Below are 25,864 nucleotides of genomic sequence, written 5' to 3' on the forward strand. Positions count from 1 at the left end.
CAACCAACGCAAACAAAAACGAATAGAAACCTTGCAAATCGGTTACTATTCGCTTGTATATGTTTGATTTACTTGATTTTTTTAGCTAACATAGTCGCAAAGCGTAGTTGAATACGATTGCCATTTTCATCACGACGGTGCAAATGTCCTGGATTTTCATTGTACTTAATTAATTCCCAATCCTTGTAGTAGTCCGCCAACTCCCCTTCTTTAAAGGTGAATGGGAAATTGACTGAGCAAGGATAATCCTCTGTATCCATAGCACAGACGATAAGGTTATAGCCACCGACCGTGGTGTGCTCCTGCATATTTTGGATAATAGCTGGAATGCGGTCCGCTTGTAGGAACATCAGAACAACTGTCGATACGATGAAATCATAGTCTTGGCTAATGCTGGCCGAATTGATATCGTATAGTCCTACAGGCATGTCTAGATCCTCTTGTTCCACAATGCTTTGCAAGATTTCAAGGGACAATTCATTCTGATCCACAGCTGTCACATCAAAACCATTCTGTGCGAGAAAGAGAGAGTTACGCCCCTGACCACAACCCAAATCCAAGGCTCTTCCTGGTTTCACTGTCTGCATAGCCTCTAGGACCTCTGAATGGACTGGATTGGTATTGTATTTCTTAGGGAAATAATCCTCAGGTTTACAATAAAATTCCAAATACCACTCTACATCGTCTGTTGCAGCCTCTACTCGGTGCCAGGCTTGCGGTTGTGCCATAGGGTTGTCTGCTCCTGCCTCAAAGAGGTGCTCAGCTAGAACCTCACCATCTTCGGTTAATTCAATAAACTTGAGTACCCCTTTCAAGACAGTAATTTTTCCCCAAGTGCCGACCTTGGTATTGTGCTTTTGCTGAACTGCTTCAGGCATGGTCTGTTTATTCCACAAGGGCATCCGTTTATAGGCAATTAGTTTTTCCATTTTACTTCCTCTTCTTAACGCTGGTTGACAGCTTTCATCACACGCGCGATGTCGCGGTTTTGTTCACGTCGCTTGATCGACTCCCGTTTGTCATAGTCATGTTTCCCTTTAGCAAGTCCTAAAAGGAGTTTGGCGTAGCCATCTTTAATATAGACTTTAAGGGGAACAAGGGTCATTCCTGTCCCTTTGGTCTCTTGTTCCAATTTTTGAATTTGCTTCTTATGGAGCAGGAGTTTACGACGACGTTCAGGTTCCTGGTTCCAGATATTGCCCTCTTCGTAAGGGGCGATATGGACATTGCTCAGCCAGACTTCCCCATTTTTTACTTGGGCAAAGCCGTCCTTGAGATTGATTCGAGCTGCTCGAACGCTCTTAATTTCAGTTCCAGTCAGGACCATCCCTGCCTCTAGCGTATCTACGATTGTATAGTCGTGGTGCGCCTTTTTATTTTGTGCGACGACCTTTCCCTCGCCCTTTGCCATGCTTGGCTCCTTTCTTAGCTACTTCCTTGTAAAAAGGTTTCTTGCCTTTTTTCTTTTTATCTTTTTGTGAATGCTTGTGCTTATCATTTGAGTGCCCTGATTTTCTCTTGTCTTCCTTCTTATCTGAACGACGACTTGAACCACGCCCTCTTTCTTTGCGACCAGCTTGTTTCAATCCTTTTTCAATGACATCAAACTCACTTGGGATATAAGAGAAGTCAATCTCACCTGTCATCTTATCGGCTCTTTCAACCCGAATGCGAATTTGCTGTCCTACACGGAAAGTTATTCCTGATTTTTCCCCACGAAGAGTCAAATCACGTTCATTAAAATGATAAAATTCAGGTAAATTAGTGATATGAATCAAGCCTTCAACCGTGTTTGACAATTCAACAAAGAGACCAAACTTGACAATGCTGGATACAACCGCATCATACTCTTCACCCACATATTCTTCCATGTACTCAGCCTTTTTCATGGCTTCGACTTCACGCTCTGCCTCGATGGCACGGCGCTCACGGTTGGAAGACTGGGTCGCAATCTCTGGAATCACTTGTTCAAAATGCTCTGCTATTTCCTTAGAACGCCCATAGTCGCGAATCATCCGATGGACTAGAAGGTCAGGATAACGACGAATGGGGCTGGTGAAGTGAGTGTAATAGTCTGCAGCAAGACCATAATGACCATGATTGTGCTCTGAATAGCGAGCCTGTTGCATAGAACGGAGAAGCATCATGGATAATACATCCGCATAAGGTTCTCCCTCAACAGCACGCATGATGTCTTGAAGGGCCTCCTGGCTAATCTCACTAGCAGTCCCATAAATTCGCAAGCCAAAGCTCGAAGCGTAATCAATAAACTTCTGAACTTTTTCAGCCTTGGGCTCCTCGTGAATCCGATAGATAAAAGGTAGGTCCAGCTTGCTGAAGTGTTCGGCAACTGTTTCGTTGGCTATCAACATGAAGGACTCAATCATCCGCTCAGCAACGCCGCGTTGACGGAGGACAATATCCACAGGCTTGCCTTTTTTATCCACCAAAATCTTAGCTTCGCTGGTATCAAAATTCAGGGCACCACGTTTCTCACGCATGTTTTCTAGCCTTTCGTGAAGCTTGGCCATGAGCTCGATACTAGGAACAATTTTCTTAAACTCTTGTCTCTTCTCCTCATCGCCAGCCAGGATGTCATTGACAGCGCTATAGGTCATACGAAAACTAGTCTTGATAACCGTTTGTGTGATGGTGTAGTTGACTACACGACCATGTTTATCAATTTCCATAATGGCAGACTGGGTCAGGCGGTCAACTTGTGGATTAAGAGAGCAAATGCCGTTTGAAAGGCGTTCTGGTAGCATAGGTACTACACGGTCTGTCACATAGACAGAAGTTGCGCGGTTAAGGGCTTCCTTGTCAAGGGCAGAACCCTCAGTCACGTAGTAGGAAACATCCGCGATGTGAACTCCGAGTTCTAGATTGCCATTTTTCAAAGGCTTGATGTGTACCGCATCATCCAAGTCCTTAGCATCCGCACCGTCAATGGTAAAGGTAATCTCATCTCTCAGGTCCAGACGACCTTCCATATCCTTCTCTGATGGAGCTTCTGGTACACTTTCTGCTTCCTTGAGAACAGCCTCTGGAAATTCTGAAACAATATCCATGGACTCTAAGACTTCAAGAACGTCAATCCCTGCATCTGTAGAATGTCCAACAACATCTAGCACACCAGCGACAAAGAAATCGTGTTTCTTACTTGGGTACTTATCGATAAAGACCTTGAGAACCTCTGTTCCTTCAAGTTTGAGGGCTGGTTTCTTAACATAGATGGGTTGACTAATCTTTTGATTTTTAGAACGAATGTAACCTGCATACTTGGGTTTTTCCTCATCAAGAACGATTTGACCGACAACGGTTGTCAGGCTGTGTTCTAGGATATCAATAATTTTGGCTTCTGCTGCCGTTCCCTTATTACGGTCAGCGACTTTCTTAATCACGACCTCAACGGTATCGCCATCAATAGCGTAGTTGACATCGTTTTTCCCTACAAAAAGGTCGTCCTCTTCGCCTTCTATACTGACAAAGCCAAAGCCATTTTTATGGGCATGAAAAATCCCTTTGAGGGTGATTTCATGTTTCTTCTTTTGGTCCAGACATAAACTACCATCATCTTCAAAACGAATCTGGTGCTTTCTTTCCATGAGAGACAGGGTTTTAATCAACTCACGGAAATCCTTGGACCCATCCTTTCCGAGAGCCTGAGCTAGGTCATTTACCGTCACTCGCCCCTTCTCTTGCAAATATTCTTTAATTTTATCTTTCATGTTTTCTTTCTAGATTTTTAAAATTTTTTTGGCTGATAACTTTAGTAAACATCATTCAAAATAAAAATAGGCTAAGACCTAGTCTCGCCCATTTCTTATCTACTTGATAATACCGTCAATGCTAAGGCAATGGCTAGCCAGAAAAAGACTAAAATACCTGTCAAACGTTGCATCACAGCTTCAAAACCACGAGCTTTACTACGTTCAAACAAATCGCCTGAGCTGGCATCAAATACATTGCTGGATTGGTTCTTAGTTGGTTGCATGAAAATCGCAATCACAATCACAACAGATAATACTAATAAAATGGTTAATAATAGGTTATACATATCAAACTCCTTAAAATCCCTATTATTTTACCATAAATTCTACTTAGATTCAAGATGTAAAGTTACTTTTCTTTCCTTTGGACAATATTTTAACACCTCAATCTTGTCTGGATGGGTTTTGGAGTTCTTACTGGTTAGATAATTCATGCTGCCACAAGAGGAGCACTTGAGATTGATTTTTACTCGCACTAGATTTCCTTTACTTTTAATAATGATCTAAATTGTACTAAGTTGCATAAACAACTGAAAGCTACACAGGCTGCTGTCGCATAAAAGACAGCATGGTAGCCCAAATATCCTGCAACTGCGGATCCCGCCATAGGTCCGATCACTCCACCAAGGTAAAAAAAGACTTGGTTGAAGGCGAAAATCCGTGAAATACCTGATTTTGGAGTCATTTTGCTAAGAAGAGCATTGACACCTGGTATGAGAGCTCCTGTTCCCAGACCAAAGAGAAAACGATACAAGCCAAGTTGAAGGGGGCTGGTTGCATGGGCACAAAGAAGGTAAATGATGACGGAATAAATCTGCGCTGCAACTAACAATCGATGATTCCCTACCTTATCGCCAAGTTTTCCTAGAATTCCAGCACTCATCATGCTAGAAAATCCCATGCTGGATACGATTAATCCAGATACAAATAGGAGATTCTCAGATTGCCCTAAGTCCCGCACATAGAGAGCTAGAATGGGACCAATTGATTGAGCTGAAAATTGAATGACAAAGCTCGTCAAAAATAGGTTCGCTAAAAGCCTAGGATACTTGAAAGAAGAAAATACTTCTTTCGTTGGGATAGCCTTCTCCTTAGCCACTGGCTGAAAATCTTCCTTGATAAAGAAAATGGTTAGGATTGCAGCTAAAAATAAGAAAGTACCTACCAATAAAAAGACATTACGAATACCAAAAATTTCAGCAACCAAGCCTCCAACAAAGGGACCCGTCAGTGTTCCTGCAACAACACCTGTAGATAAAGTCCCCAGAGCCGCTCCAGACTTATCTTTGGGTACCTGACTAGCAATTAAGGCCGTTGCATTGGGGACAAAACCAGTAAATACACCATTAAGCAAGCGCAGAAAGAGTAGCCAATAGATATTCGGCACGAAGGCCAAACCTCCCATAGTGATGGTCATGGCAAGCCCAGCTCGAATCATCATGGGCTTTCGACCGTACTTGTCAGCAAGAATACCCCAGATAGGAGAAACTAGAGCTGCTGAAACAGCCGAAACTGAGATGGCTAATCCAGCATAAAAAGCAACTTGGTCCCCTTCAATTCCCAACTGCTCTACAAAGATAGGCATGAAAGGAACGACCAAGGAAATGCTGGCGCCCGTTAGAAAACTACCGAACCAGGCGACACGAAGATTCTCTTTCCAACTAATCTCTTGCACAGCTGTCGCCTCCTTCAAGTAACTTCACTACTTGACTCACGAGCTGATCACGACTGCCATTGTTATCTAATATATGACTCGCCAATTTTTTCTTTTCTTCTAAAGACCATTGGGCGGCCAAACGGGACTCTGCTACTTCCTTAGAAAGATGATCCCGTTTCATGAAACGTTCCACCTGAACATCACGGTCCACATAGACCAGCCACGTTTCATCAAACCAAGCACTGTAGTCCTGTTCAAAAAGCAGGGGAATATCCATGAAAAAAACCGTTTCTGTCTGAGCTAACTGGTCTCTCAGTGCAGCCAATTCCTCACGAATAATCTCTCCTTGGGTTTGTTTAGACCATTCCCGCTCCTCAGGATTTGAGAAGATGAGACTAGCTAGGAGAGGGCGATTGAGTTCTTCATTTTCAAGGATTATTTTTTGTCCAAAGTGCTGAACTAAGAGCTGATAAAGACGACCACCAGGTTTCTGTAGTTGGTGGACGACTGTGTCAGCATCCACCACTTGAAAACCTTTCTCTCTTAGGAAATTTGTCACAGTTGACTTACCAGAGGCAATTCCTCCTGTGATTCCGATGATTTTTCCCATCAGCCCCTCCTTTGACACTGAGGACAAAAATGAGTTCCCCGTCCACCGAGCTGGAATTTCTCAATCACTGTCCCACAGCGCGAACATGCTTGTCCAGTCTTATCATAGACCTGATGGAAGTCCTGCATGGTTCCGTCTTCCCCAAAGGCATTGGTATAGGTCCGAATGGTGGAACCGCCCTTTTCGACTGCCTGTCCCAAAACAGCAATGGTCTGGTCATGAATAGCTGACGCTTCTTCTGCCGTCAAAGTCTGGGAAAGTCTAGCTGGATGAATCTGAGCTCGCCAAAGAACCTCATCCACATAGATATTACCAAGGCCAGCTACCAAGGTTTGGTCTAAAAGGTGAGATTTGATAGGCTTTTTAGACTTGGCTAGGGCAGCTTGAAAGACCTGCAAATCAAAGTCCTGATCTTTGGGCTCAGGGCCTAGTTTCTTAGAAATAAAGTAGGCATCCAAAAGGTCAGGCGCCAAGAGTTCCATCGTACCAAACTTGCGTACATCCTCGTAAACAAGCGTACCACCATCCTCAAACTGGATGAAAACATGGGCATGCTTGCGTTCAGGAACCTGGTCCGGATAGTAGAAATACTTGCCCTCCATCCGCAGATGGGAAATCAAGACCTTGTCTGTTAGGAAAAAAAGCAGATATTTTCCACGACGTCCCATTGACTCGATAATCTGACCAGGCAATTCCTTTTGAAACTCTTCCAAATCCGTCTTAATCATCTTGGGATAAGCAATCTCTATATTAGAAATCTTCTTTCCCAAGATCAATTTTTCTAAGCCACGACGAACCGTTTCAACCTCAGGTAATTCAGGCATAAATCCTCCTTCTGTAAAAACAAGAAGCAGGCATGAGCCCACCTCTACTTAGTATTCTTTTTCATTATAGCCAAAGTCAGCCAAATCTAGCTTTTTATCACGCCAGTTTTTCTTGACCTTGACCCAAGTTTCTAGGAAAACCTTGTCCCCTAGCATGAGTTCGATATCACGACGGGCCATGGTCCCTATTTTCTTGAGCATAGCGCCACCTTTTCCGATGATAATTCCTTTTTGGCTATCGCGCTCCACCATGATGGTTGCTCGGATGTGAACCTTGTCTGTCTCTTCATCACGCTTCATAGAGTCGACCACTACTGCGACAGAATGAGGAATCTCTTCGCGAGTCAAATGAAGAACCTTCTCACGAATCATTTCTGAAACCAAGAAACGCTCAGGGTGGTCTGTGATTTGATCAGATGGGAAATACTGGAAACCTTCCTCTAGATTTTCACTCAAAATATCGATTAGTCGAGAAACGTTATTTCCCTGAAGGGCTGAGATAGGAACAATTTCCTTAAAGTCCATCTGGTTACGGAAGTCATCAATCTGAGCCAAAAGTTGGTCTGGATGGACCTTGTCAATCTTATTCACCACCAGAATCACAGGAACCTTGGCAGCTTTCAGACGCTCGATAATCATATCGTCGCCCTTACCACGTGGCTCATCAGCTGGCACCATGAATAGAACAGTATCCACTTCACGCAAAGTACTATAGGCTGATTCCACCATGAAATCTCCAAGAGCTGTTTTGGGCTTGTGAATCCCCGGTGTATCGATAAAGACGATTTGCTCCTTATCCGTGGTGTAAATCCCCATGATTTTATTGCGCGTTGTTTGCGCTTTGTCACTCATAATGGCAATCTTTTGCCCCATGACGTGATTTAAAAAGGTTGACTTCCCAACATTGGGACGTCCCAAAATAGCTACAAAGCCTGATTTAAATGTCATAATTTCCTCTTATAGTTTAAAATAGTATATCCCAAATGCGTGGGATAAAGATAAGTGCACCTGTCATTGCAGCAAAAAGAGAGACCACTAGCACAGCTCCTGCTGCCATGTCCTTGGCTTTCTTTGCCAACATAGAAAAGTGATAGTGACTGGCTAAATCCACTACATTTTCAATAGCAGAGTTAATAATCTCAAATGCTACTACTAAGAAAATGCTCATTAGGAGAAAGAGCCATTCGATTCGTGACACCTGAAAAACAAAACCTGCAAAGATGACTACTAGAGCCGTCACTGCATGTTTTCGCATATTGCGTTCTTCCTTGAAAGCAGTCAGAATTCCTGTAAGAGCAAATTCTAAACTGGATACCAGGTCACGATTTTTCCATTTTCGTTTATTGTCTTGTGAGTCCATAGGCTGTCAAAATTTCTTCTTGTAAACCGAACATCTCCGCTTCTTCTTCCGGAGTGTAGTGATCGTAGCCGTTAATGTGTAAAAAGCCGTGTACTGCCAAGAAGCCCATTTCACGCTCAAAGCTGTGACCGTATTCCTCAGCCTGCTCATGCGCTTTATCGATAGAGATGAACAGTTCCCCAATATAGGCATCAAACTCAGACATCATCTCTGCCAATTCAGGATTTTCAAGCAAATCCTCTTCGTCAAAGGAGATGTCCAACTCTGGTTTATACTCAAGGCTAATGACATCTGTCGGACGATCCGTATCACGGTACTCTAGATTGAGTTCGTGGCTACGCTCGTTGGTCACAAAAGTAACTGCCATCTCCTTGTCTTCTTTTCCTATTTTTTGGGCTGCAAATTCCAAAATTTCTTGGGTTTGTTGCAAGATTTCTTGTGAAACTTGACCAGTTTCATCTACCATTTCAATATACATGTACTTCTCGATTCTCTTTACTTGGCTTTATTATACCACATTTCCATGATTTTATTCTACCTTTTTGATATAATACTATGGAATACAATCACAAGGAGAGAACGATGTCATTTGACGGATTTTTTTTACACCACATGATTGAGGAATTGCGAAGAGAGTTAGTCAATGGTCGCATCCAGAAAATCAATCAACCTTTTGAACAAGAATTGGTCTTGCAAATCCGCAGCAATCGCCAAAGCCATCGCCTGCTCCTCTCTGCTCATCCCGTTTTTGGTCGCATCCAGCTGACCCAAACAACCTTTGAAAATCCAGCCCAACCTTCCACTTTTATCATGGTTTTGAGAAAGTATTTGCAGGGTGCCCTGATTGAGTCGATCGAGCAAATCGAAAATGACCGTATTGTGGAAATCACGGTTTCCAATAAAAACGAAATTGGAGATCATATCCAGGCGACTCTGATTATAGAGATTATGGGCAAACACAGTAATATTCTTCTCGTGGATAAAAGTAGCCATAAAATCCTCGAAGTCATCAAACACGTTGGTTTTTCACAAAACAGCTACCGCACCTTGCTCCCCGGATCGACCTATATCGCTCCCCCAAGTACCGAATCCCGCAACCCTTTTACTATCCAGGATGAAAAACTTTTTGAAATCTTGCAAACCCAAGAACTAACGGCAAAAAATCTTCAAAGTCTCTTTCAAGGTCTGGGACGTGATACGGCAAATGAATTGGAAAACATTCTTGTCAGTGATAAACTGTCTACTTTCCGAAACTTCTTCGGGCAAGAAACCAAGCCTTTCCTAACGGAGACTTCTTTCAGCCCAGTTCCTTTTGCAAATCAGGTGGGAGAGCCTTTTACCAGTCTTTCTGACTTGCTGGACACCTACTATAAGGACAAGGCTGAACGGGACCGTGTCAAACAGCAAGCCAGTGAACTGATTCGTCGCGTTGAAAATGAACTTCAAAAAAATCGACATAAGCTTAAAAAACAAGAAAAAGAGTTACTAGCGACAGACAATGCTGAAGAATTTCGCCAAAAAGGAGAATTGTTGACAACCTTCCTCCACCAAGTTCCGAATGACCAAGATCAGGTTACCTTGGACAACTACTACACCAACCAACCTATCACCATTGCTCTTGATAAGGCACTAACTCCTAGTCAGAATGCCCAACGCTACTTTAAACGCTACCAGAAACTCAAAGAAGCTGTCAAATACCTGACTGAGTTGATTGAAGAAACCAAGGCAACCATTCTCTATCTGGAAAGTGTTGAGACTGTTCTCAACCAAGCTGGGCTGGAGGAAATCGCTGAAATCCGTGAAGAATTGATCCAAACAGGCTTTATTAGAAGACGCCAACGCGAGAAAATTCAGAAACGCAAAAAACCAGAACAGTATCTGGCGAGCGATGGCAAGACCATCATCTATGTCGGACGAAACAACCTGCAAAATGAGGAATTGACCTTTAAAATGGCCCGCAAGGAGGAACTTTGGTTCCATGCCAAGGACATCCCTGGAAGCCATGTCGTCATCTCAGGAAATCTTAATCCTTCTGATGAAGTCAAGACAGATGCGGCCGAACTAGCTGCCTACTTCTCCAAAGGGCGTTTGTCAAATCTCGTGCAGGTGGATATGATTGAAGTGAAAAAACTCAACAAACCAACTGGTGGAAAACCTGGCTTTGTAACCTACACAGGACAAAAGACCCTCCGCGTTACACCAGACCCAGAAAAAATCGCATCTATGAAAAAATCCTGATTCCACTTGAAATCAGGATTTTCTTTTACAATTTACTCTGCAATTAAGGTTTCCAAGCCGACCTTCATCATATCAGTGAAGGTGTTTTGGCGTTCTTCTGCAGTGGTGTCTTCATCTGGATTGACCAAGCTATCAGAAATGGTCATGATAGCAAGTGCATCGACGTGGTGTTGGGCAGCCAAGTAGTAAAGGGCTGCTGCTTCCATTTCGACAGCTTTAACTCCCCATTTACCAAGTTCGATGTTCTTTTCAAAGTAGTTTGAATAAAAGACATCTGATGACAAAACGTTCCCAACGTGGGTGGTCATACCTAGTTCTTTGGCGATATGGTAGGCCTTGTCTAGCAAGTCAAAACTAGCAATTTGTGGGAAATCATACTGTGGCCAGTCGTTGCGGATGATGTTTGAGTTGGTTGCAGCTGCTTGCGCCAAAACCAATTCACGGACGTGGACATCTTCATTCAAAGAACCAGCAGTTCCCACACGGATCAATTTTTTCACACCGTAGTCCACAATCAACTCACGCGCATAAATCGAAATGGACGGCATCCCCATCCCAGTTCCCATGACCGATACACGGTGCCCTTTGTAAGTACCAGTGTAACCAAACATGTTACGCACTTCATTAAAACAAACAGCATCTTCAAGGAAGTTTTCCGCAATAAATTTCGCACGAAGAGGATCCCCAGGAAGAAGAATTTTATCAGCAATTTCACCCTGCTGAGCAGCAATATGGATAGACATAATATAAGATACCAAACCCGTCAAAAAGCGAAGGGAAAATAGGAGTTGGGCGCAGTGAGCGATGCTCGCTAGACCAACTATCTTTTTCCCACTGCTTTTAGGGTGGGTTCAATTCCTTTCTTTCTTAATTTTGATGATAAATAGGAGAATAGCTCGGGTTCAATTCAAAACCAAACTACCCTACCTTTCAATGTTTTAGAAAAGTTTTCCGCTCGTGTTCAAATCTGAACACCTTACTCTACCTTTCTTTTTGTATATTTAGGATAGCGACAGAGAACAAAGTAAAAATAGGAAACTGACGACGCATCGCAGATGCTAGACAGTTTATCTTTTTTACACAGTTCTCCGCCCGTATTCAGTTCAACAAATACGGTTTACCCATCCTTTCTTTCTTGATTTTAAAATTAAATATTTCACAGAACAATTAGCCCGAGTTTGACTATAACTCAGATACTCTGCCTTTCTGTAATTCCTAGTTTACCAATGAATCTAAAAATACATACAGTTTTGCATTCATTTCAGAATAATCGTTTCCACGTAATTCTTCTGGTGTTTGAACAAAAGGCAACTTTTCACTTTGCTCTCTTAATTTCTCCTCACCATCCGCAGCAATCAATAACTCTATTGCGTCTGGATCAAATTCCAAATGAGCCTGAAAGGCATAATGTTTTGGACTGAAACGAATAATCTGACGTGGACAACCTTGACTGGTCGCAAGAACAACAGCATCCTCTGTCAGCCCTGGCATATCACCATGCCAGTGGCCGGTTTCTATGTTTTTTCCGAACAAGCTGACATGAGGATCTGTTAGACCTTGCATCGTCAATGTCACAGGATAAACGCCGATCTCGCGCTCTGGACTATGTTCATACTTCGCACCATAGGCAACAGACAGGAGTTGCGCACCAAGACAGACACCAACAATATAAATATCTGCAGCAATCGCTTCTTTCATAAAAGCAAGCTCAGCCTTTGGATCATAGTATGGGAAGTTTTCTCTATCCTCATCAGGTGATTGAGGACCACCCATGACAATCAGAAAATTAATCCCGTCAATTGTTTCAGGAAGAGGTTCTTTTTCATAAACCTTTGTTGATGTAATTTGATGACCTCGTTCTAGAGCCCATTTTAGATATGCGCCTGGAACCTCAAATGTCTCATGTAAAATAAAGTGAACTCTCATGACATTACAATTCAGCAAGAATCGCTTTAAGCAAGCCTTTGAAGTCGCCTTTAACACGCTCTGTCACTTCCACAACTTCCTCGTGGTTGAGTTCTTCTTGGAAACCAGCAGCATGGTTCGTAATACATGAAATACCGAGAACTTTCAAGCCCGAGTGAGCTGCCACAATAACTTCAGGAACTGTAGACATACCAACTGCATCTGCTCCCAATGTCTTATAGGCACGAATCTCTGCTGGGGTTTCATAAGTCGGACCTGTTACACCAATATAGACACCTTCATCAAGCTTGATACCGAGTTTTTTAGCCACTTCATGGGCAGTAGCACGGTATTCTGGAGTGTAGGCTTTAGACATATCTGGGAAACGTGGACCAAAATCATCCAAGTTTTCACCCATCAATGGGTTTTCCCCCGTCATATTGATATGGTCTGAGATAGCCATCAAGGTACCAGGACCAAATCCAATACCTCCAGCTGCATTGGTTACAATGACACCTTCACATCCGAGTACTTTCATTACACGTACTGGGAAAGTCACGACTTCAAGAGGATTTCCCTCGTAGAAATGGAAGCGTCCTTGAAGAGCCAAGACCTTGCGCCCTGCAAGTTCACCATATACCAATTTACCAGCGTGCCCAACTACTGTAGAGCGGCCCCAGTTTGGAATGTCTGCATAGTCTACTACAACTGGATTTTCGATTTCTTCTGCCAATTCTCCAAGTCCTGATCCAAGGATTAAACCAAACTCAGGTGCTTGGATTCCCTTGTCTTTCAGGAAAGCAGCTGTTTCCTTGATTTTATCTAAAAATGTCATTGTGTGTCTCCTTTATTATTTTTTAGCATTTGACCGATTTTGTCAAAGGTTTTTGCGTTGCGAATGGTGATGTTGCGGTAGAAAGGCATCTTGAGCAAGTACTTGTGATAGGCAGTTGCATAGTAGGATTTTTCAGAGAATTTCCCCCAGAAAATCCCAAGTCTTCCAAAATGAATCACTTCATCTTTCAGTTCCAAACTTTCAACTTTCTCGATGACTTGATCCACATCCAAGCCCTCCGTGTAAAAGAGGACGTCCTTTCGTGCCAAATCTTTGGTCCACCATTCAGGCAGATTTTCAAGTTCCTCTTCAAAGTCCTCAAGACTCAACAAGGAAAAGCTCTGAATAAATGGATAATGGATTTCAAAGAAAGCCTCTAACTTTTCAACCAATTGGGCTTTGGGAGCTGTCGAAGTAAAGAAAATGTTGCCACTGTTGATGTAGGTTTCAACCTTTTCCAGTCCCAACTCTGTCAGTTCTTGACGAAGTTGCGCCATGACAACTTTATTTTTCCCACCGACATTAATGCCCCTAACCAGTAAAGCATAGTGTGTCATCTTATACCAATTTATCTAAGAAACTTTCCCCAATCATGGCAGTTTCCACTCCAAAGTTATCCGCAACTGTTGCTGAGATATCTGCAAAATGTCCAACTGGAATGACACCATTTCCCTTAAAGCTAGGGCTGTAAGCTAAAAGTGGAATATATTCACGAGTGTGGTCTGTTCCTGCATAGGTTGGGTCATTTCCATGGTCAGCAGTAATCAAGAGAAGGTCATCCTCTCTCATAGCTGCGATAATTTCAGGCAAGCGCTCATCAAACTCATGCAAGCAATCACGGTAACCATGAGCATTGCGGCGGTGGCCGTAAAGGGCATCAAAGTCCACCAAGTTTGTGAAGGAGAATCCTTTTTCAAACCCAGCAAGTCCCATTGTCTTCAATAATGTATCAATTCCGTGGCTGTTTGACTTGTTGTGGCCCATGTCATGGTTAATACCCGCACCGTTAAAGATATCGTTTATTTTACCAACAGCGTACGTATCGATGCCAGCTTCGTTCAATTTATCCAAAACAGTCGGGGCAAATGGAGATACGGCCAAGTCACGACGATTTGCCGTACGAGTGAAGTTACCTGGTTCACCCACATAAGGACGAGCAATGATACGACCTAAAAGGGCTGGACGTTCAAGAGTAATCGAACGAGCATATTCACAGATACGGTACAATTCATCCAAAGGAATGATGTCTTCGTGGGCAGCAATTTGCAAAACAGGATCAGCTGAAGTATAGATAATCAACTCCCCTGTTTCCATCTGACGTGGTCCAAAATCATCGATAACAGCTGTTCCTGAGTAAGGTTTGTTGGCTTCACGAATGACCTTACGTCCAGAAAATTCTTCGATTTTTGTCAGGATTTCTTCTGGGAATCCGTTCCAGAAAGTATCGAAAGGCTCAGTAATGTTGAGTCCCATGATTTCCCAGTGACCAGTCATGGTATCCTTACCAAGGGAAACTTCTTCCAATTTTGTTGCATAACCTGTTGGATTGCTTTCAGCTGGTACAGTCTTAAGCGGCGTTTCGCGAGGAATATTTCCTAGACCGATTTTAGCCATGTTTGGTACATTCAAACCAACGGTTTTTGAAATGTGTCCCAGTGTGTCAGAAGCTCCGTCTGGAACCCCTGCATTGACAAAGTTATTGGCATCTGGCGCAGCACCGATTCCTACAGAATCCAGTACCACCAAGTGAATACGATTAAATTTTGACATAATCTGTCTCCTTATTATTTTAGTTATCTTGCTTTTGTTGAAGTTAAAATCTGAACACCATCTCGTCCCGCTACGATGACCTTGTCCACCATTTGGTTGAACAAGCCATGCTCTACGACACCAACGACATGGTCCATTTCTTGCCCGAAAGTAATCGGATCTTCAATGACATCCAAGGCAAGATCAATGATAAAGTTCTGCATATCGGTCACAAAACGTTGGCCGTCTTTTTCACGGAAACTTGGTTTGTAGCCAGCTCGTTCAAACCGACGAAAGACCTGTTCTGCACCATACTGAACCACTTCTACTGGCAATTTAAAAGCACCTAGTTTCTCTACTAGTTTGCTTTCATCTACCACCCAAATGTATTCTTTTGAGGGCGTTGCCACAACCTTCTCCATCAGAAGGGCACCACCACCGCCTTTGATTCCGTTAAACTGGCTATCTACTTCATCCGCCCCATCAACCGTCACATCGACAAAGTCTACTTGATCAATTGACTTGAGCGGGATGTTAAGACCTTCAGCCTGTTTACTAGTCACACTGGAAGTTGTCACAGCAGTAATCTGCAAACCTTCTTCCTTAATCCGACGACCGATTTCTTCTACGAAATAGTAGGCAGTAGAGCCCGTTCCAAGTCCGACTACCATGCCATCCTTGACAAACTCAGCAGCCTTGATACCTGCCATTTTCTTCAGATTTTCCACTCAAACACCTCCATTAAAGAGCTATTTTTATTATAACATGTATCCGTTTTTATTTCATGGATACACTGGAAAAACCCGAACATTTTTATTTCGGGTTTTGGTGTCCTATTTAACCATATCAGGATCGTAATCATAGAATCCTGTGTCGAGGAAACGGTTTTTAGGGTGTAACTTGCGCACTTCCTCATCTAACAAGAAAGCTTGGTCATGGCTGAAATTCCCCTCTTGAATCAAGCTACGTGCTTGGATAAAGAGTTTAGCAATTTCTACAAAATTCTGACCAGGTGTGTAGAGCCCCTCTAGCTTCCAGTGAGTAAAGCCGTGCTCGACCAATTCTGTCAATTTGGTCATCAAATCAAGGTCATTGTTGGCAAAGATGTGAGTACCATGATTGTCTTCAAAGATAGAATAATGGCTCTCAGGGTCACTCGGTTCTGCTAAGAAGAGGTCACGTTTACGTGTCTTTTCATCATCGATGTGCGTGAAGTTATAGTAGTTTTGCAAGAGCGGACGCTTAGAATGGTGAATGACACTAGCCCCATAAACCAATACTTCAGCAGGAATTTCCAAAATCTCTGGCATCTTGAAGAGTTCAGCAGATGGAATTTCACGCGCCAAAACCGCCTCAGAGGCGCCAGCCTTTTGACCCCAGAAGTTAATCTGACGACTGCTTGTTACCATGGTTGAAGCATCATAAATGGTCTTAAAGGAATAACCATCGCGATTGACAACGTAAAAGACACCTGCATCCCCAACAGTAATATAGTCTGTCTTGATTTCTTCCAAGAAGTCTAGGAAAGGCTTGATACGGTCCATCATATCTTGGTGCATGAGGGCATTAACCGAAACAATCAATTCTTTGCCAGCTTCATGAACCAACTTAGCAATCTCACGCAATTGGTCATGACTAAAAGTCGTTGGCAGACGAAGGCCAAAATCTTTCTCACCGACATAGATACGGTCTACGCCAGCTTCGAGTAGTTGTTCAACTTGTTCAATACTTTCAGCAGTTGCTGTAATGATAATCTTTTCCATAAGGAAGATTATACCACATTTCTCAAAAATCAGCTATGGTTACTGAGAGTTTCACAAAAAGTTAAACTTGTTTCTATCTTTTCCAATCAAAAAAGTGAACAGTAACTTGTACCATTCACTCTATTTTATGCATGTGTTTCTTCAACTAGGTGGCCATCGTTCATGACATAAATACGATCAACCTTATCAAGAAGACGAGTATCGTGCGTAATCATAACAACTCCTCTACCTTGTTCATGGGCAATGGCAGCCAGCATCTCCGTTACTTGGTAAGCACGCTCAGTGTCAAGACTGGCTGTCGGCTCATCTGCAAGCACAATGCTTGGATTGTTATAGAGCGCTCTAGCAATCGCGGCACGTTGACGTTCACCACCCGATAGAGCTTTGGGATAATGATTTTGAACTTTTTCCAAATCCAACAAGTCAAACAGCTCTTTTCGGTCACTTTTACTATTTTTCCCCTTATCTAGTCTGTCTATCAAATCTAGCTGTTCCTTGACCGTTAGAAAAGGAATTAAGTTTGAAGCCTGGAGAATGAAACCAAACTCTCTAAAACGGAGATCTGTTTTTTCCTTCTCCGTCAAACTGCCTGTTTCCTTCCCCTTGACTAGAATCTTTCCACTCGATGCTTCCTGTAGTTGTCCTAGAGTTGTTAGAAAGGTCGTCTTTCCGGAACCTGAAGGTCCAACGATAGCTACGAACTCTCCCGCATTTAGCTGAAAATTCGTCTCATGCAGGGCTACGACTTTCATCTTTCCTTCCCCGTAGGTTTTTGTCACTTGATTCATTTCAATCAATGCTGTCATACTATTCTCCTTATCATTCTGCAATCGCAGTAATCGGGTCCACCTTTAACAAGCGTGGAAGTGAAATGACACCACCTAGAAGGGCCATCAAGGAAATTACCAAACTTAGGACAGAGTAGGCTATCCAACTTGGATAGAAAAAGAAGGTAGCTGGTAAGACTAAAATCACTCCTCCGATTGCCAGCAAGGCTAAAGCAATCCCCATACCAGCTAGGAGGAAGATTTGACAGAATAGAGACCATACAATGGTTTTGATCTGTATCCCTTGAGCTCGCATTATTCCATAAAGGCCTAGTTTTTGGATGGTAATGATATAAACAAAAATCCCCACAATCAAGCCTGTAATGACAATCATAGCGAGAATCATTCCTGAAAATACATTCACCTGAGGTGTGTAACCAGGAATTTTCGAAATCATTTTTGGAATGGAAATCTGTTTCAGTCCATCGCCAGACACTTCTATGTCATTTTTCAATACCAAGGCAGTGATGGAACGATTGGCTTTCAAGGTTCCTTGTAAGGTCCAATAAGTTGTCAGACTCGTAAAGACAACAGGCTCAGTGAAAAACTTATTTCCTTGAGTCAGGCCTACAATCTTGTAACTTGAATCACTTCCATTGAGCTGAATGGCATCACCTAGCTTCATCCCATAGTTCTCAAAAGACTGATCCACGACAACCTCATCATCTCCTTCAGGATAACGACCCTCCGTCAAACTAGGAGAGATAAAAGAGTCCCAGTTTTGAGCAAAAATGGAAACATTGACCTTTTCACTACCATCGACTAGATTGGTTACAGCGAACATATAGCCCAATGGAGCAGCCTCTTCAGAACTCTTGTCCTTGTGGTCCTTTTCAGGAATAAAGGATGCTGTCAAATTATCATTTGCGTAGTCGGATAAAACGACACCCGTCGCTTGCCAATTATCAATAGCTGCTCGGTTGTTTCGCACAAGACCAAGAGCTAGACTGGTCATAAAAAAGACCATGAAAGCGATAAGAAAAATGGTAGTTAGAATCAAACTATATCGAAGTTTGTTTCGTAATATCTCTTTGATAGCAAGATACATGCTTATCTCCTTTTTACTTTTCCCCAGAGGTAGTTTAAAAGCCACCCAGACCAATAGACAGAATCTCTGTCTTATCATCCATTCAAAACAACTCCTACCAATACTTTTTAAAATAAATCAGGGTAGCAACTTAACAAATCATCTTAGGAAAAGCCTCAGCTTACTATCAATTTATATAAGTTATCCTTTTCTTTCTCAGTATATTTATAAAAGAGAAGGTCATGTCATCTGTTTTAAGTGTAACATCCATGCTACCATTTTCCCTTGTAGGTGTCAAGAGAGCGACTTAGAGGATGATAAGAGACTTTAGTAGTTTTGTAACAATCCTGTAATAATTCTCTGCATAAAAAATGATAAAATAGTTATGTACTGTTAAGGAGAGAATCATGTCCGCAAGAAAACTAGAAGCTTATGAGTTTGAACAAGCTCCCGAATCAAAACAAACTCCGCTTTACCAAGATTACACACCTGAAGCCCCAGTCGGCCCTAACCTAAAAGAGATTTTATTTTTTGTAAATATCGCTTGTTTCTGTATTTTTATGGCACTTTTTAGTTTTATCTTTTTAGCCTTAAAATTAAATACAGCTTTGTCCTTTATCGCTGCTATGGCAACAAGCTTCGCTCTTTTACAACTTCAACGAAAGATGATGAAACGAAAATTTTCAAAATAAAGGTTGGTACTTCTACCAACCTCTTTTCTAGTTATCAAAAAAGACAGTTATCTAACTGTCTTTTTTATTTATTCTTACGTTTTGAAGGAGATTGAATAGCGATTTTAACTTCAAAAATCGTTCCTCTAGGTTTGTTATCTTTCACGCTAATCGTTCCTCGCAAAGCATCAACAATCTGCTTGGCCAAAGATAGTCCAAGACCAAAGCCACCTTTCTGACGGGTTCTCGCCTTGTCTACACGATAAAAGCGGTCAAAGATTTTCTTCTTATCAGTAGCTGAGATTCCAATTCCGTTATCCGTTACTGTTAGATAAAGGTGACGATCTGTAGCATGGACTACAAACTCAATTTTCCCATCTTCTTCAGTATACTTGATGGCATTGTCAAATAAGATGGTCATGAGTTGTTTTAGGAGCAACTGATCGGTCATGAAAGGACGATAAATCCGATTTTCATACTCAAAAATACGATCATTTTCAGAAGCAATCAACTCATAGTTAGCAAAGGTTGTCTTAAAGAACTGTGGTGATACTTCTGCTATTTCTGGTTTGATTCCATCATCGCGACGTGCAAGGTTGAGAAGATTGGTCGTGAGGAAACGCATGTTGCGAACTTCTTCAAGACTGGAAGCGATACTTTCGCTGGATTCCATGATGGTTGCCTCTGGTTTTCGAAAGAGATTCTCTAAGCGATTTTGTAAAACAGCCAAAGGCGTTCTCAGTTCGTGACTCGCATTTTCAACAAAGGACTTCTGCTTTTGCATGCTTTCCAGCAAGGGTTTGACACTGACACGTGCCAGATAAACACTGGCGATTAACGACAGGAGCCAGAAACTGGCCATGACCACTACGATTAAATGCTCGTGGTTTTGGCTGATTTGCTCAAGCTGGCTGGTATTGATTAGAACCGCCGCATATTTAACATTGCTTGATACGGAGGAAGAGTTGGTTTCCATCAGGACCATTCGATAGGTTTCTTCCTGACCATAGCTATTGACAACTTGGATTTGGCGAATGTGATTCAACTCCTTTTTGTCCAGCTTGATCTTGTCCAAACCTAAAAAGCGATTGCCCAGTAAGAGCTGATTAAAATCCTTGTCAAAGAGCAAGACTTCCGTATTGGAGCTGACATTGGGCTTGATTTCAGCCTTGTTGGCATCCGCTGTTGCTGGTTGAATATCCTTAACCTCTTCAGTTGCCCGATTCAGGGCTAACTGGATAACCGCTTGGGGACTGCTACTAAGGGCTTGGAGTTTTTCATCTACAGAAGTGTAGAGACTCGAGTGCATGACCTGGAGGATAATCAAGGTCATAGCAGAGAAGATCAGGGTGAACACTCCAAAGTTTCGAATGAAATAGCTGAAATCATCCGCATACCATGTTTTTTTTAGTTTATTGAACATCTTTTAAAATATACCCGACACTACGCAAGGTTTGAAGATTTTCAGCAAAGGCTGTTCCCTTCAATTTCTTACGAACTTTTGAGACATAGACTTCTACAACGGAAATCGTCGTATCGCTATCAAATCCCCATAGACGGTCAAAAATTTGCGTCTTAGGAAGAATAACATTTTGATTTTGAAGGAAGTAAACCAATAATTCAAACTCTTTTCCGAGTAGTTCCACAGGAGTGTCTTCCACCTTCACTTCATTCGTTGAAAGGTTGACGACAATATCTCCATAGGTCAAGGTGTTTTCGTTAAACTTACCTGAACGTTTGAGAAGGGCTTGGATTCGCATTTTGAGTTCTTCAAGGTAGAAAGGTTTGGTGAGGTAGTCATCCGCTCCAAGCTCAAAACCGTGTCCCTTGTCATCCAAACTCTCTTTGGCAGTCATGATAAGGACTGGTGTCGTGATTCCTTTTTCACGCAATTCTTTCAAGACTTGGAACCCATTTTTTTCCGGCAACATCAGGTCAAGCAAAATCAAGTCATAAACGCCACTTTCAGCTTCGTAGAGACCTTCTTCTCCATCAAAGACCTGCATGACATCTGCAAAATCATCCAAAAAGTCAAATACTGAGTTTGACAGACCCAGGTCATCTTCTACTAATAAGATTTTTATCATCAGAAACTCCTCCTTCTTATGATTATTATACCAAAATTGCCTTAAAAAAAACTCAACTCTCTCTTCTTTTCAGATAGAAAGTTGAGTTTTTGTTTACATAAACGAATTAAGCTTTAGCATATTGGGCTACAACAGCTTCTACTGCAGCTTTTTCACGCTTAATCAAGTCAACACGCGCTGCGATATCCTTGATCCCCATGCGGATATTACGGCTAAGAGCTAGGTCAGAAAGTTGTGGTTCAAAGAATTCCTTGTACTCTGCCAAGCGTTGCTCTGTTTTAAAGATATGTGATGGGAAGATGACAAAGCTGTCAAAGCTCATGTCGCCACCAAGAGCTGCCTTGATCCAATCCCAGTTTTCGCGCGCCCATACCCAAACAGTCTCTTGAGTTGCTTGGTGTCCGAGGAATTGGAGGTACCATGAAGAAAGGTCTTGAGGTTTGACCACAAATTTGTCCTTCCATGAACTAATCAAGGTTTGGATATTGTCAGCATCTGTACTGTAGGCTAGAGCAGCTGCCAACTGGCGTTTGAAGACCGCATCCGTCGCATGAGTGTAGAGGTCCAGATAAGTTGCGACCAAGTCCTTGGTCTCATGGTGTTTCATCTCATTGATGAGAACTTGTGCACGGATGGCTGCTGGAAGTCCTGCAAGGTTCTCCTTATGAGCTGCAAAGATTTGACTAGCGACTTGACTAGCTTCTGCATCATTGGAGCGAATCATCATAGAAACGGCCAGCTGACGAACCAATTCATCCTCATCTGATTCTCCGTCTTTAGCTTCAAAACCAAGACGGTCATAGTTATGACGAGCCAATTTAGCAACCAGACTGTTAAAGGCTTTCTCAGCTTCTGTACCTTCATCGATAAAGCGTTCAAGGGCAGCAATCACTTGAGAAACAGCTGAAACAACAAGGTAAGACTCTTCCTTAGCAAGTTTATCAAGGACTGGGAGCAAGTCAGCATAAGAAATGTGCCCTGCTTCAGCAAGCAGACGACGTTCTTGGACGATTTGCAGTTTGCTTGTGTTATCAAGTGACTCTAGCTCAGCAAGAACAGCATCTAACAAGTCTCCTTGATAGTCTGTAATGTAGTGGGCTGTATTTTCAGTGTTAAGGCGAAGTGCTCCTTTATTTTCAGCAAGAAGAGCGGCGTAGCCAGGAATTTCGATACTTTCAGTTTCAAGTGTATCTGGTAGACCTTTCCAGTTGCTGTTGAGTGGCACTACCCAGAGGCGGTTCTTGTCTTCATGCTCACCGATAAAGAATTGTTTTTGTGAAATCTTCAAGACATCATTTTCAACTTTGACAGTGAGAACTGGGTAACCAGGTTGTTCCAACCAAGAGTCCATGAAGGCTGCAACATCACGACCTGATGCTTGTCCGAGAGCATTCCAAAGGTCACGACCGATGGTATTGCTGTACTGGTGTTTTTCAAAGTAGGCATGCAATCCTTTAGCGAAATCCGCATCACCTAGCCAACGACGAAGCATGTGCATGAGACGGCTTCCTTTAGCATAGACGATAGCGCCATCAAAGAGCGTATTGATTTCATCTGGGTGTTTGACTTCGACATGGACAGACTGAACGCCATCCGTCGCGTCACGTTTAAGCGCCGCTGGAACTCCACCTGTTTGGAAGTCTTCAAAGATATTCCAACTTGGCTCGATGGCATCCACACAGACGTATTCCATCATGTTTGCGAAGCTTTCATTAAGCCAAAGATCATCCCACCATTTCATAGTCACGAGGTTACCAAACCATTGGTGAGCCAACTCATGTGCCACAACAAGGGCAACTTGTTGTCGACTAGCAAAGGTTGAGTTCTCATCCACAACCAAGTAAACTTCACGATAAGTCACAAGACCCCAGTTTTCCATAGCACCTGCTGAGAAGTCAGGAAGGGCGATGTGAAGTGATTGAGGGATTGGGTACTTAACTCCGTAGTAATCTTCATAAAACTCGATAGAGCGAACGGCGATGTCCAGTGAGAAATCAAGGTTGGATAATGGGTGAGCTTTGGTTGAGTAGACACCTACAAGGGTACCGTTTTTAGTTTTAGCGGTCACACCTTGCAAATCACCTGCTACAAAGGCCAACAAGTAAGAAGACATACGAGGTGTTGTCGCAAACTTCCAGATGCCTGTTTCCTTACGGTTTTCCACATCAATTTCTGGCATGTTTGACAAGGCCACTTCACCTTCTGCTTGGTCAAAACGTAGAGCGAGGTCAAAAGTCGCTTTTGCTTCTGGCTCATCCACACATGGGAAGGCTTCGCGCGCAAAATGGCTCTCGAACTGAGTAGACAAGACTTCCTTCTTGACTCCATCAACTGTGTAGTAAGAAGGGTAAATACCTGTCATGTTGTCTGTGATTTTTCCTGAAAAAGCGATGACTAATTCAACTTGACCAGCCTCAGCCAATTCGATATGAAGGGCTTCATTGTCATGGTCAACTGTAAATGGACGAGCTTGACCTGCAACTTCCACAGAAGTGATTTCCAAGTCTTTTTGGTGAAGGGAAATACGATCACTCTGTGCTTGACCAGTAATGGTTACCTTCCCGGAAAAGGTCTTGGTCTCACGACTCAAGTCTAAAAATAAATCATAATGTTCAGGAACAAATTGGGTAATAAAATGTTCAACTGCTTGCATAGTTTTCTCCTATTCTAAGTTTAAGAGTTTTACTCTTCTTCAAACAAACTTATTATATCATGTTTTGCTTTAGAAAAAAGGATTGGACGGTAATTTCCAAAACTTTCTTCCTTCTGCAGTCTACAGTGGGTAGACCTTGCGAAATTCTTCCAAAACGACCTTGCTGTCAGGCGTAAAAGGCAGCCCAGCTTCCCTCATCCACTCGGTGAAACAGTCTTCATGAACCTGACGCCAATAGGCTAAAGATTTGTCTCCCTCACCTTCCTTATAGGCATGGTCTGCAGAAACTTGATTGAAATGCTGAACGGAGACCTTAGTAATTTCGACAATGCAGACAGCCTGATTTTGACTGTCTAAAATGACATCGAAGGTCCCTTCTTGCGGAAGAGGTTCGTCCTCTATTGCGTAGAGGTCGTAGGCTGAGGCGGTTGCTGTCTTTTCGCCTTTTAAAACCAAACCTGCCAAGAGATCGCCTTCCACTCCAAAAGCCCAGGCATCTATCTCATCTCCAATCGAGGGGTTAATTTGCTTATACGCATTCCACATTTCTTGCGGTGTCATGGGTTGCTCCTTTGTAATTTTTTACTTACTTCTTTTATACGTTTGAGATGGTCTGGATGATCAATCTCTAAATTAAAAATCTCTGGAATAGAACTGTAGTGGATAATACACTTGATACCCATCTGATTCATTTTTTGTATGAAAGAAGCATTCAGATAGCCTGCTACAGCAAAGTCAATCTTTTTCATCCTTGCTTTATCCTGCATGTCTCTCAGCATATCTAACATTATTGGACTTTCCATATCATGCCATTGACTGTTTCTCACAGTCGCAAAAACAAAAGAAGTCAAATCATTCATTCCAACTATAATCTTTGAAATACCAGTTTCCAGTATCCTGTCCAAGTCAAAATATGCTGACGGTAATTCAATCATTGTACCGACTTTTCCAGTAAAACCATGCTCACGCAATACTCTAATAGCTTGTTTTAATTGGTCGGCATCATTGACAAAAGGAAAAATAACAGACAGATTAGGATTGGTTTGATAAACTTCTGTAACGACATGTGCCTCAGCCTGAAATTCATTCGGACACGCCAGCAAACGCCTTATCCCTCTATATCCAAACAAGGGATGATTTTCATCAAAATGCTCTTTAGTCCCCTCTAAACAATTAGCTTCTGTATTTGTTAACTCTGAAAAACGATACCAAACCTCTTCATCTGAGTACAAGGAGCAAATGGTATCTAGATAATCTTTTACAAATTGCTGACAACTTGGTAATAGGATGTTTTGATTAAGCTCTCTCAGTAAGTATTCTCCACGAATCATACCGACGTGGTGCAATAACTGAGGATACACTTTTTCAACAATTTGTTCTCCACTAAGGACAAGTTGGTTTCTCATCATTCACCTTCCAATTCATGTAAGAAGTCTTATCCAGTTCTGGAAATTCTAATAATTCAGACTTAACCTTCAAGACTAATGGTGATGCATTTTCTTCTGTGATTTTCTGAATATCCATCCAAACATATCCGAGTGAATCATTCGCACCATCAGAGACAGCTTCAGAAATCGTGACTTGAGCTTCCTTCTCGTTGACCTCAATATCATAAAATGCCATGATATGGTGAACCATAAAATTTTTTAACTCTTCCCTGACGAAAACATCGTAGATTCGAGGATTGGAGTAGCTTCTAACAGTATATCCCGTCTCTTCCATAACTTCTCTAATCAGCGTTTCCGTCAATCCTTCCCCAAGTTGCTGACTACCACCTGGTAAATCATAACGATGTTGATAAGGGCCCCTCGTTTTTTCAATGCAGAGTAACTTCCCATTTTCAAAGCAAACAGCATAGACTCCAAAGTGTTTTTTGATTTCCATCCAA

At 42.4% G+C, this 25,864-nt stretch carries 28 protein-coding genes; 2 read left to right on the plus strand and 26 right to left on the minus strand.

Annotation, left to right across the window (positions count from 1 at the left end):
* Window positions 1-68: 68 nt before the first annotated feature.
* The 11 genes from tehB to ybeY all read right to left on the minus strand — a co-directional run bounded on the left by tehB (window position 69) and on the right by ybeY (window position 8,699).
* Window positions 69-929, minus strand: coding sequence for an SAM-dependent methyltransferase TehB (tehB, locus tag HMPREF2885_RS09280; RefSeq protein WP_000413068.1), 861 nt, complete (start codon window positions 927-929; stop codon window positions 69-71).
* A 14-nt stretch (window positions 930-943) separates the two neighbouring features.
* Window positions 944-1,411, minus strand: a complete 468-nt coding sequence (gene smpB, locus HMPREF2885_RS09285; RefSeq protein WP_001051742.1) for an SsrA-binding protein SmpB — start codon at window positions 1,409-1,411, stop codon at window positions 944-946.
* Window positions 1,374-3,728, minus strand: a complete 2,355-nt coding sequence (rnr, locus tag HMPREF2885_RS09290) for a ribonuclease R (RefSeq protein WP_000653274.1) — start codon at window positions 3,726-3,728, stop codon at window positions 1,374-1,376. Before rnr ends, smpB begins: the two co-directional genes overlap by 38 nt.
* 95 nt (window positions 3,729-3,823) lie before the next feature.
* On the minus strand, window positions 3,824-4,057 hold the full coding sequence (gene secG / locus HMPREF2885_RS09295; protein WP_000282517.1) for a preprotein translocase subunit SecG: 234 nt from the start codon (window positions 4,055-4,057) through the stop codon (window positions 3,824-3,826).
* 39 nt (window positions 4,058-4,096) lie between these two features.
* Entirely contained in the window at window positions 4,097-4,246 is a 150-nt protein-coding gene (gene rpmG, locus HMPREF2885_RS09300) for a 50S ribosomal protein L33 (protein WP_007519517.1), read from the minus strand.
* Complete coding sequence (locus tag HMPREF2885_RS09305; RefSeq protein ID WP_070657881.1) at window positions 4,246-5,445, minus strand: multidrug efflux MFS transporter PmrA; 1,200 nt, start codon at window positions 5,443-5,445, stop codon at window positions 4,246-4,248. Before HMPREF2885_RS09305 ends, rpmG begins: the two co-directional genes overlap by 1 nt.
* A complete protein-coding gene (gene coaE, locus HMPREF2885_RS09310) occupies window positions 5,432-6,037 on the minus strand; it encodes a dephospho-CoA kinase (RefSeq protein WP_070657883.1) in 606 nt (201 codons plus the stop codon). Before coaE ends, HMPREF2885_RS09305 begins: the two co-directional genes overlap by 14 nt.
* Window positions 6,037-6,861, minus strand: a complete 825-nt coding sequence (mutM, locus tag HMPREF2885_RS09315) for a DNA-formamidopyrimidine glycosylase (protein ID WP_049500853.1) — start codon at window positions 6,859-6,861, stop codon at window positions 6,037-6,039. The genes coaE and mutM overlap by 1 nt, the downstream gene beginning before the upstream one ends.
* A gap of 48 nt (window positions 6,862-6,909) precedes the next feature.
* Window positions 6,910-7,809 (minus strand): GTPase Era, encoded by a 900-nt coding sequence (era, locus tag HMPREF2885_RS09320; RefSeq protein ID WP_000143275.1) that lies wholly within the window; start codon window positions 7,807-7,809, stop codon window positions 6,910-6,912.
* A 16-nt stretch (window positions 7,810-7,825) separates the two neighbouring features.
* Complete coding sequence (locus tag HMPREF2885_RS09325) at window positions 7,826-8,221, minus strand: diacylglycerol kinase family protein (RefSeq protein WP_049549991.1); 396 nt, start codon at window positions 8,219-8,221, stop codon at window positions 7,826-7,828.
* Window positions 8,202-8,699 (minus strand): rRNA maturation RNase YbeY, encoded by a 498-nt coding sequence (gene ybeY, locus HMPREF2885_RS09330; protein ID WP_000275172.1) that lies wholly within the window; start codon window positions 8,697-8,699, stop codon window positions 8,202-8,204. Before ybeY ends, HMPREF2885_RS09325 begins: the two co-directional genes overlap by 20 nt.
* Window positions 8,700-8,803: 104 nt before the next feature.
* On the opposite strand from ybeY, the gene pavA reads away from it, so the two are divergent.
* Window positions 8,804-10,459, plus strand: coding sequence for an Rqc2 family fibronectin-binding protein PavA (pavA, locus tag HMPREF2885_RS09335; protein ID WP_070657885.1), 1,656 nt, complete (start codon window positions 8,804-8,806; stop codon window positions 10,457-10,459).
* Between the two features lie 32 nt (window positions 10,460-10,491).
* Here the strand turns inward: pavA and deoD are convergent, their stop codons facing one another.
* From deoD to HMPREF2885_RS09380, 9 genes are all read right to left on the minus strand, one after another.
* On the minus strand, window positions 10,492-11,202 hold the full coding sequence (gene deoD / locus HMPREF2885_RS09340) for a purine-nucleoside phosphorylase (protein ID WP_000022091.1): 711 nt from the start codon (window positions 11,200-11,202) through the stop codon (window positions 10,492-10,494).
* Window positions 11,203-11,674: 472 nt separating this feature from the next.
* Window positions 11,675-12,385: a type 1 glutamine amidotransferase gene (locus HMPREF2885_RS09345; RefSeq protein WP_065371730.1), complete on the minus strand. Its 711-nt coding sequence runs from the start codon at window positions 12,383-12,385 to the stop codon at window positions 11,675-11,677.
* 4 nt (window positions 12,386-12,389) lie between these two features.
* A complete protein-coding gene (locus HMPREF2885_RS09350) occupies window positions 12,390-13,199 on the minus strand; it encodes a purine-nucleoside phosphorylase (RefSeq protein WP_049500398.1) in 810 nt (269 codons plus the stop codon).
* Window positions 13,196-13,756 (minus strand): DUF1697 domain-containing protein, encoded by a 561-nt coding sequence (locus tag HMPREF2885_RS09355; protein ID WP_049500400.1) that lies wholly within the window; start codon window positions 13,754-13,756, stop codon window positions 13,196-13,198. Before HMPREF2885_RS09355 ends, HMPREF2885_RS09350 begins: the two co-directional genes overlap by 4 nt.
* Before the next feature lies 1 nt (window position 13,757).
* A complete protein-coding gene (locus HMPREF2885_RS09360; protein ID WP_049500403.1) occupies window positions 13,758-14,969 on the minus strand; it encodes a phosphopentomutase in 1,212 nt (403 codons plus the stop codon).
* A gap of 23 nt (window positions 14,970-14,992) precedes the next feature.
* Window positions 14,993-15,676: a ribose-5-phosphate isomerase RpiA gene (rpiA, locus tag HMPREF2885_RS09365; RefSeq protein WP_000429269.1), complete on the minus strand. Its 684-nt coding sequence runs from the start codon at window positions 15,674-15,676 to the stop codon at window positions 14,993-14,995.
* Window positions 15,677-15,781: 105 nt separating this feature from the next.
* Window positions 15,782-16,711, minus strand: coding sequence for a peptidase U32 family protein (locus HMPREF2885_RS09370; RefSeq protein ID WP_000411170.1), 930 nt, complete (start codon window positions 16,709-16,711; stop codon window positions 15,782-15,784).
* A gap of 125 nt (window positions 16,712-16,836) precedes the next feature.
* Entirely contained in the window at window positions 16,837-17,517 is a 681-nt protein-coding gene (locus HMPREF2885_RS09375; protein WP_000125730.1) for an ABC transporter ATP-binding protein, read from the minus strand.
* Between the two features lie 13 nt (window positions 17,518-17,530).
* On the minus strand, window positions 17,531-18,586 hold the full coding sequence (locus tag HMPREF2885_RS09380; RefSeq protein WP_070657887.1) for an ABC transporter permease: 1,056 nt from the start codon (window positions 18,584-18,586) through the stop codon (window positions 17,531-17,533).
* 386 nt (window positions 18,587-18,972) lie between these two features.
* Here HMPREF2885_RS09380 and HMPREF2885_RS09385 point away from each other — a divergent pair, with 386 nt between their 5' ends.
* Complete coding sequence (locus tag HMPREF2885_RS09385) at window positions 18,973-19,257, plus strand: DUF3270 domain-containing protein (RefSeq protein WP_001276162.1); 285 nt, start codon at window positions 18,973-18,975, stop codon at window positions 19,255-19,257.
* Between the two features lie 64 nt (window positions 19,258-19,321).
* Here HMPREF2885_RS09385 and HMPREF2885_RS09390 read toward each other — a convergent pair whose 3' ends face one another.
* From HMPREF2885_RS09390 to HMPREF2885_RS09415, 6 genes are all read right to left on the minus strand, one after another.
* Entirely contained in the window at window positions 19,322-20,659 is a 1,338-nt protein-coding gene (locus tag HMPREF2885_RS09390) for a sensor histidine kinase (RefSeq protein ID WP_070657889.1), read from the minus strand.
* Window positions 20,649-21,323 carry a two-component system response regulator CiaR gene (gene ciaR / locus HMPREF2885_RS09395; RefSeq protein ID WP_000590630.1) on the minus strand — a complete coding sequence of 225 codons (675 nt, stop codon included), beginning with the start codon at window positions 21,321-21,323 and terminating at the stop codon, window positions 20,649-20,651. The genes HMPREF2885_RS09390 and ciaR overlap by 11 nt, the downstream gene beginning before the upstream one ends.
* Window positions 21,324-21,429: 106 nt before the next feature.
* Window positions 21,430-23,976, minus strand: coding sequence for a M1 family metallopeptidase (locus HMPREF2885_RS09400; RefSeq protein ID WP_001149146.1), 2,547 nt, complete (start codon window positions 23,974-23,976; stop codon window positions 21,430-21,432).
* Window positions 23,977-24,096: 120 nt separating this feature from the next.
* Window positions 24,097-24,537 (minus strand): ASCH domain-containing protein, encoded by a 441-nt coding sequence (locus HMPREF2885_RS09405; protein ID WP_000188817.1) that lies wholly within the window; start codon window positions 24,535-24,537, stop codon window positions 24,097-24,099.
* Window positions 24,534-25,382, minus strand: coding sequence for a putative PEP-binding protein (locus tag HMPREF2885_RS09410; protein WP_070657891.1), 849 nt, complete (start codon window positions 25,380-25,382; stop codon window positions 24,534-24,536). The genes HMPREF2885_RS09405 and HMPREF2885_RS09410 overlap by 4 nt, the downstream gene beginning before the upstream one ends.
* Window positions 25,360-25,860 carry an NUDIX hydrolase gene (locus HMPREF2885_RS09415; protein ID WP_000403335.1) on the minus strand — a complete coding sequence of 167 codons (501 nt, stop codon included), beginning with the start codon at window positions 25,858-25,860 and terminating at the stop codon, window positions 25,360-25,362. The genes HMPREF2885_RS09410 and HMPREF2885_RS09415 overlap by 23 nt, the downstream gene beginning before the upstream one ends.
* Window positions 25,861-25,864: the final 4 nt, after the last annotated feature.

The sequence above is a fragment of the Streptococcus sp. HMSC062H02 genome (assembly GCF_001813005.1).
In the GTDB taxonomy this organism is placed as follows: domain Bacteria; phylum Bacillota; class Bacilli; order Lactobacillales; family Streptococcaceae; genus Streptococcus; species Streptococcus oralis_S.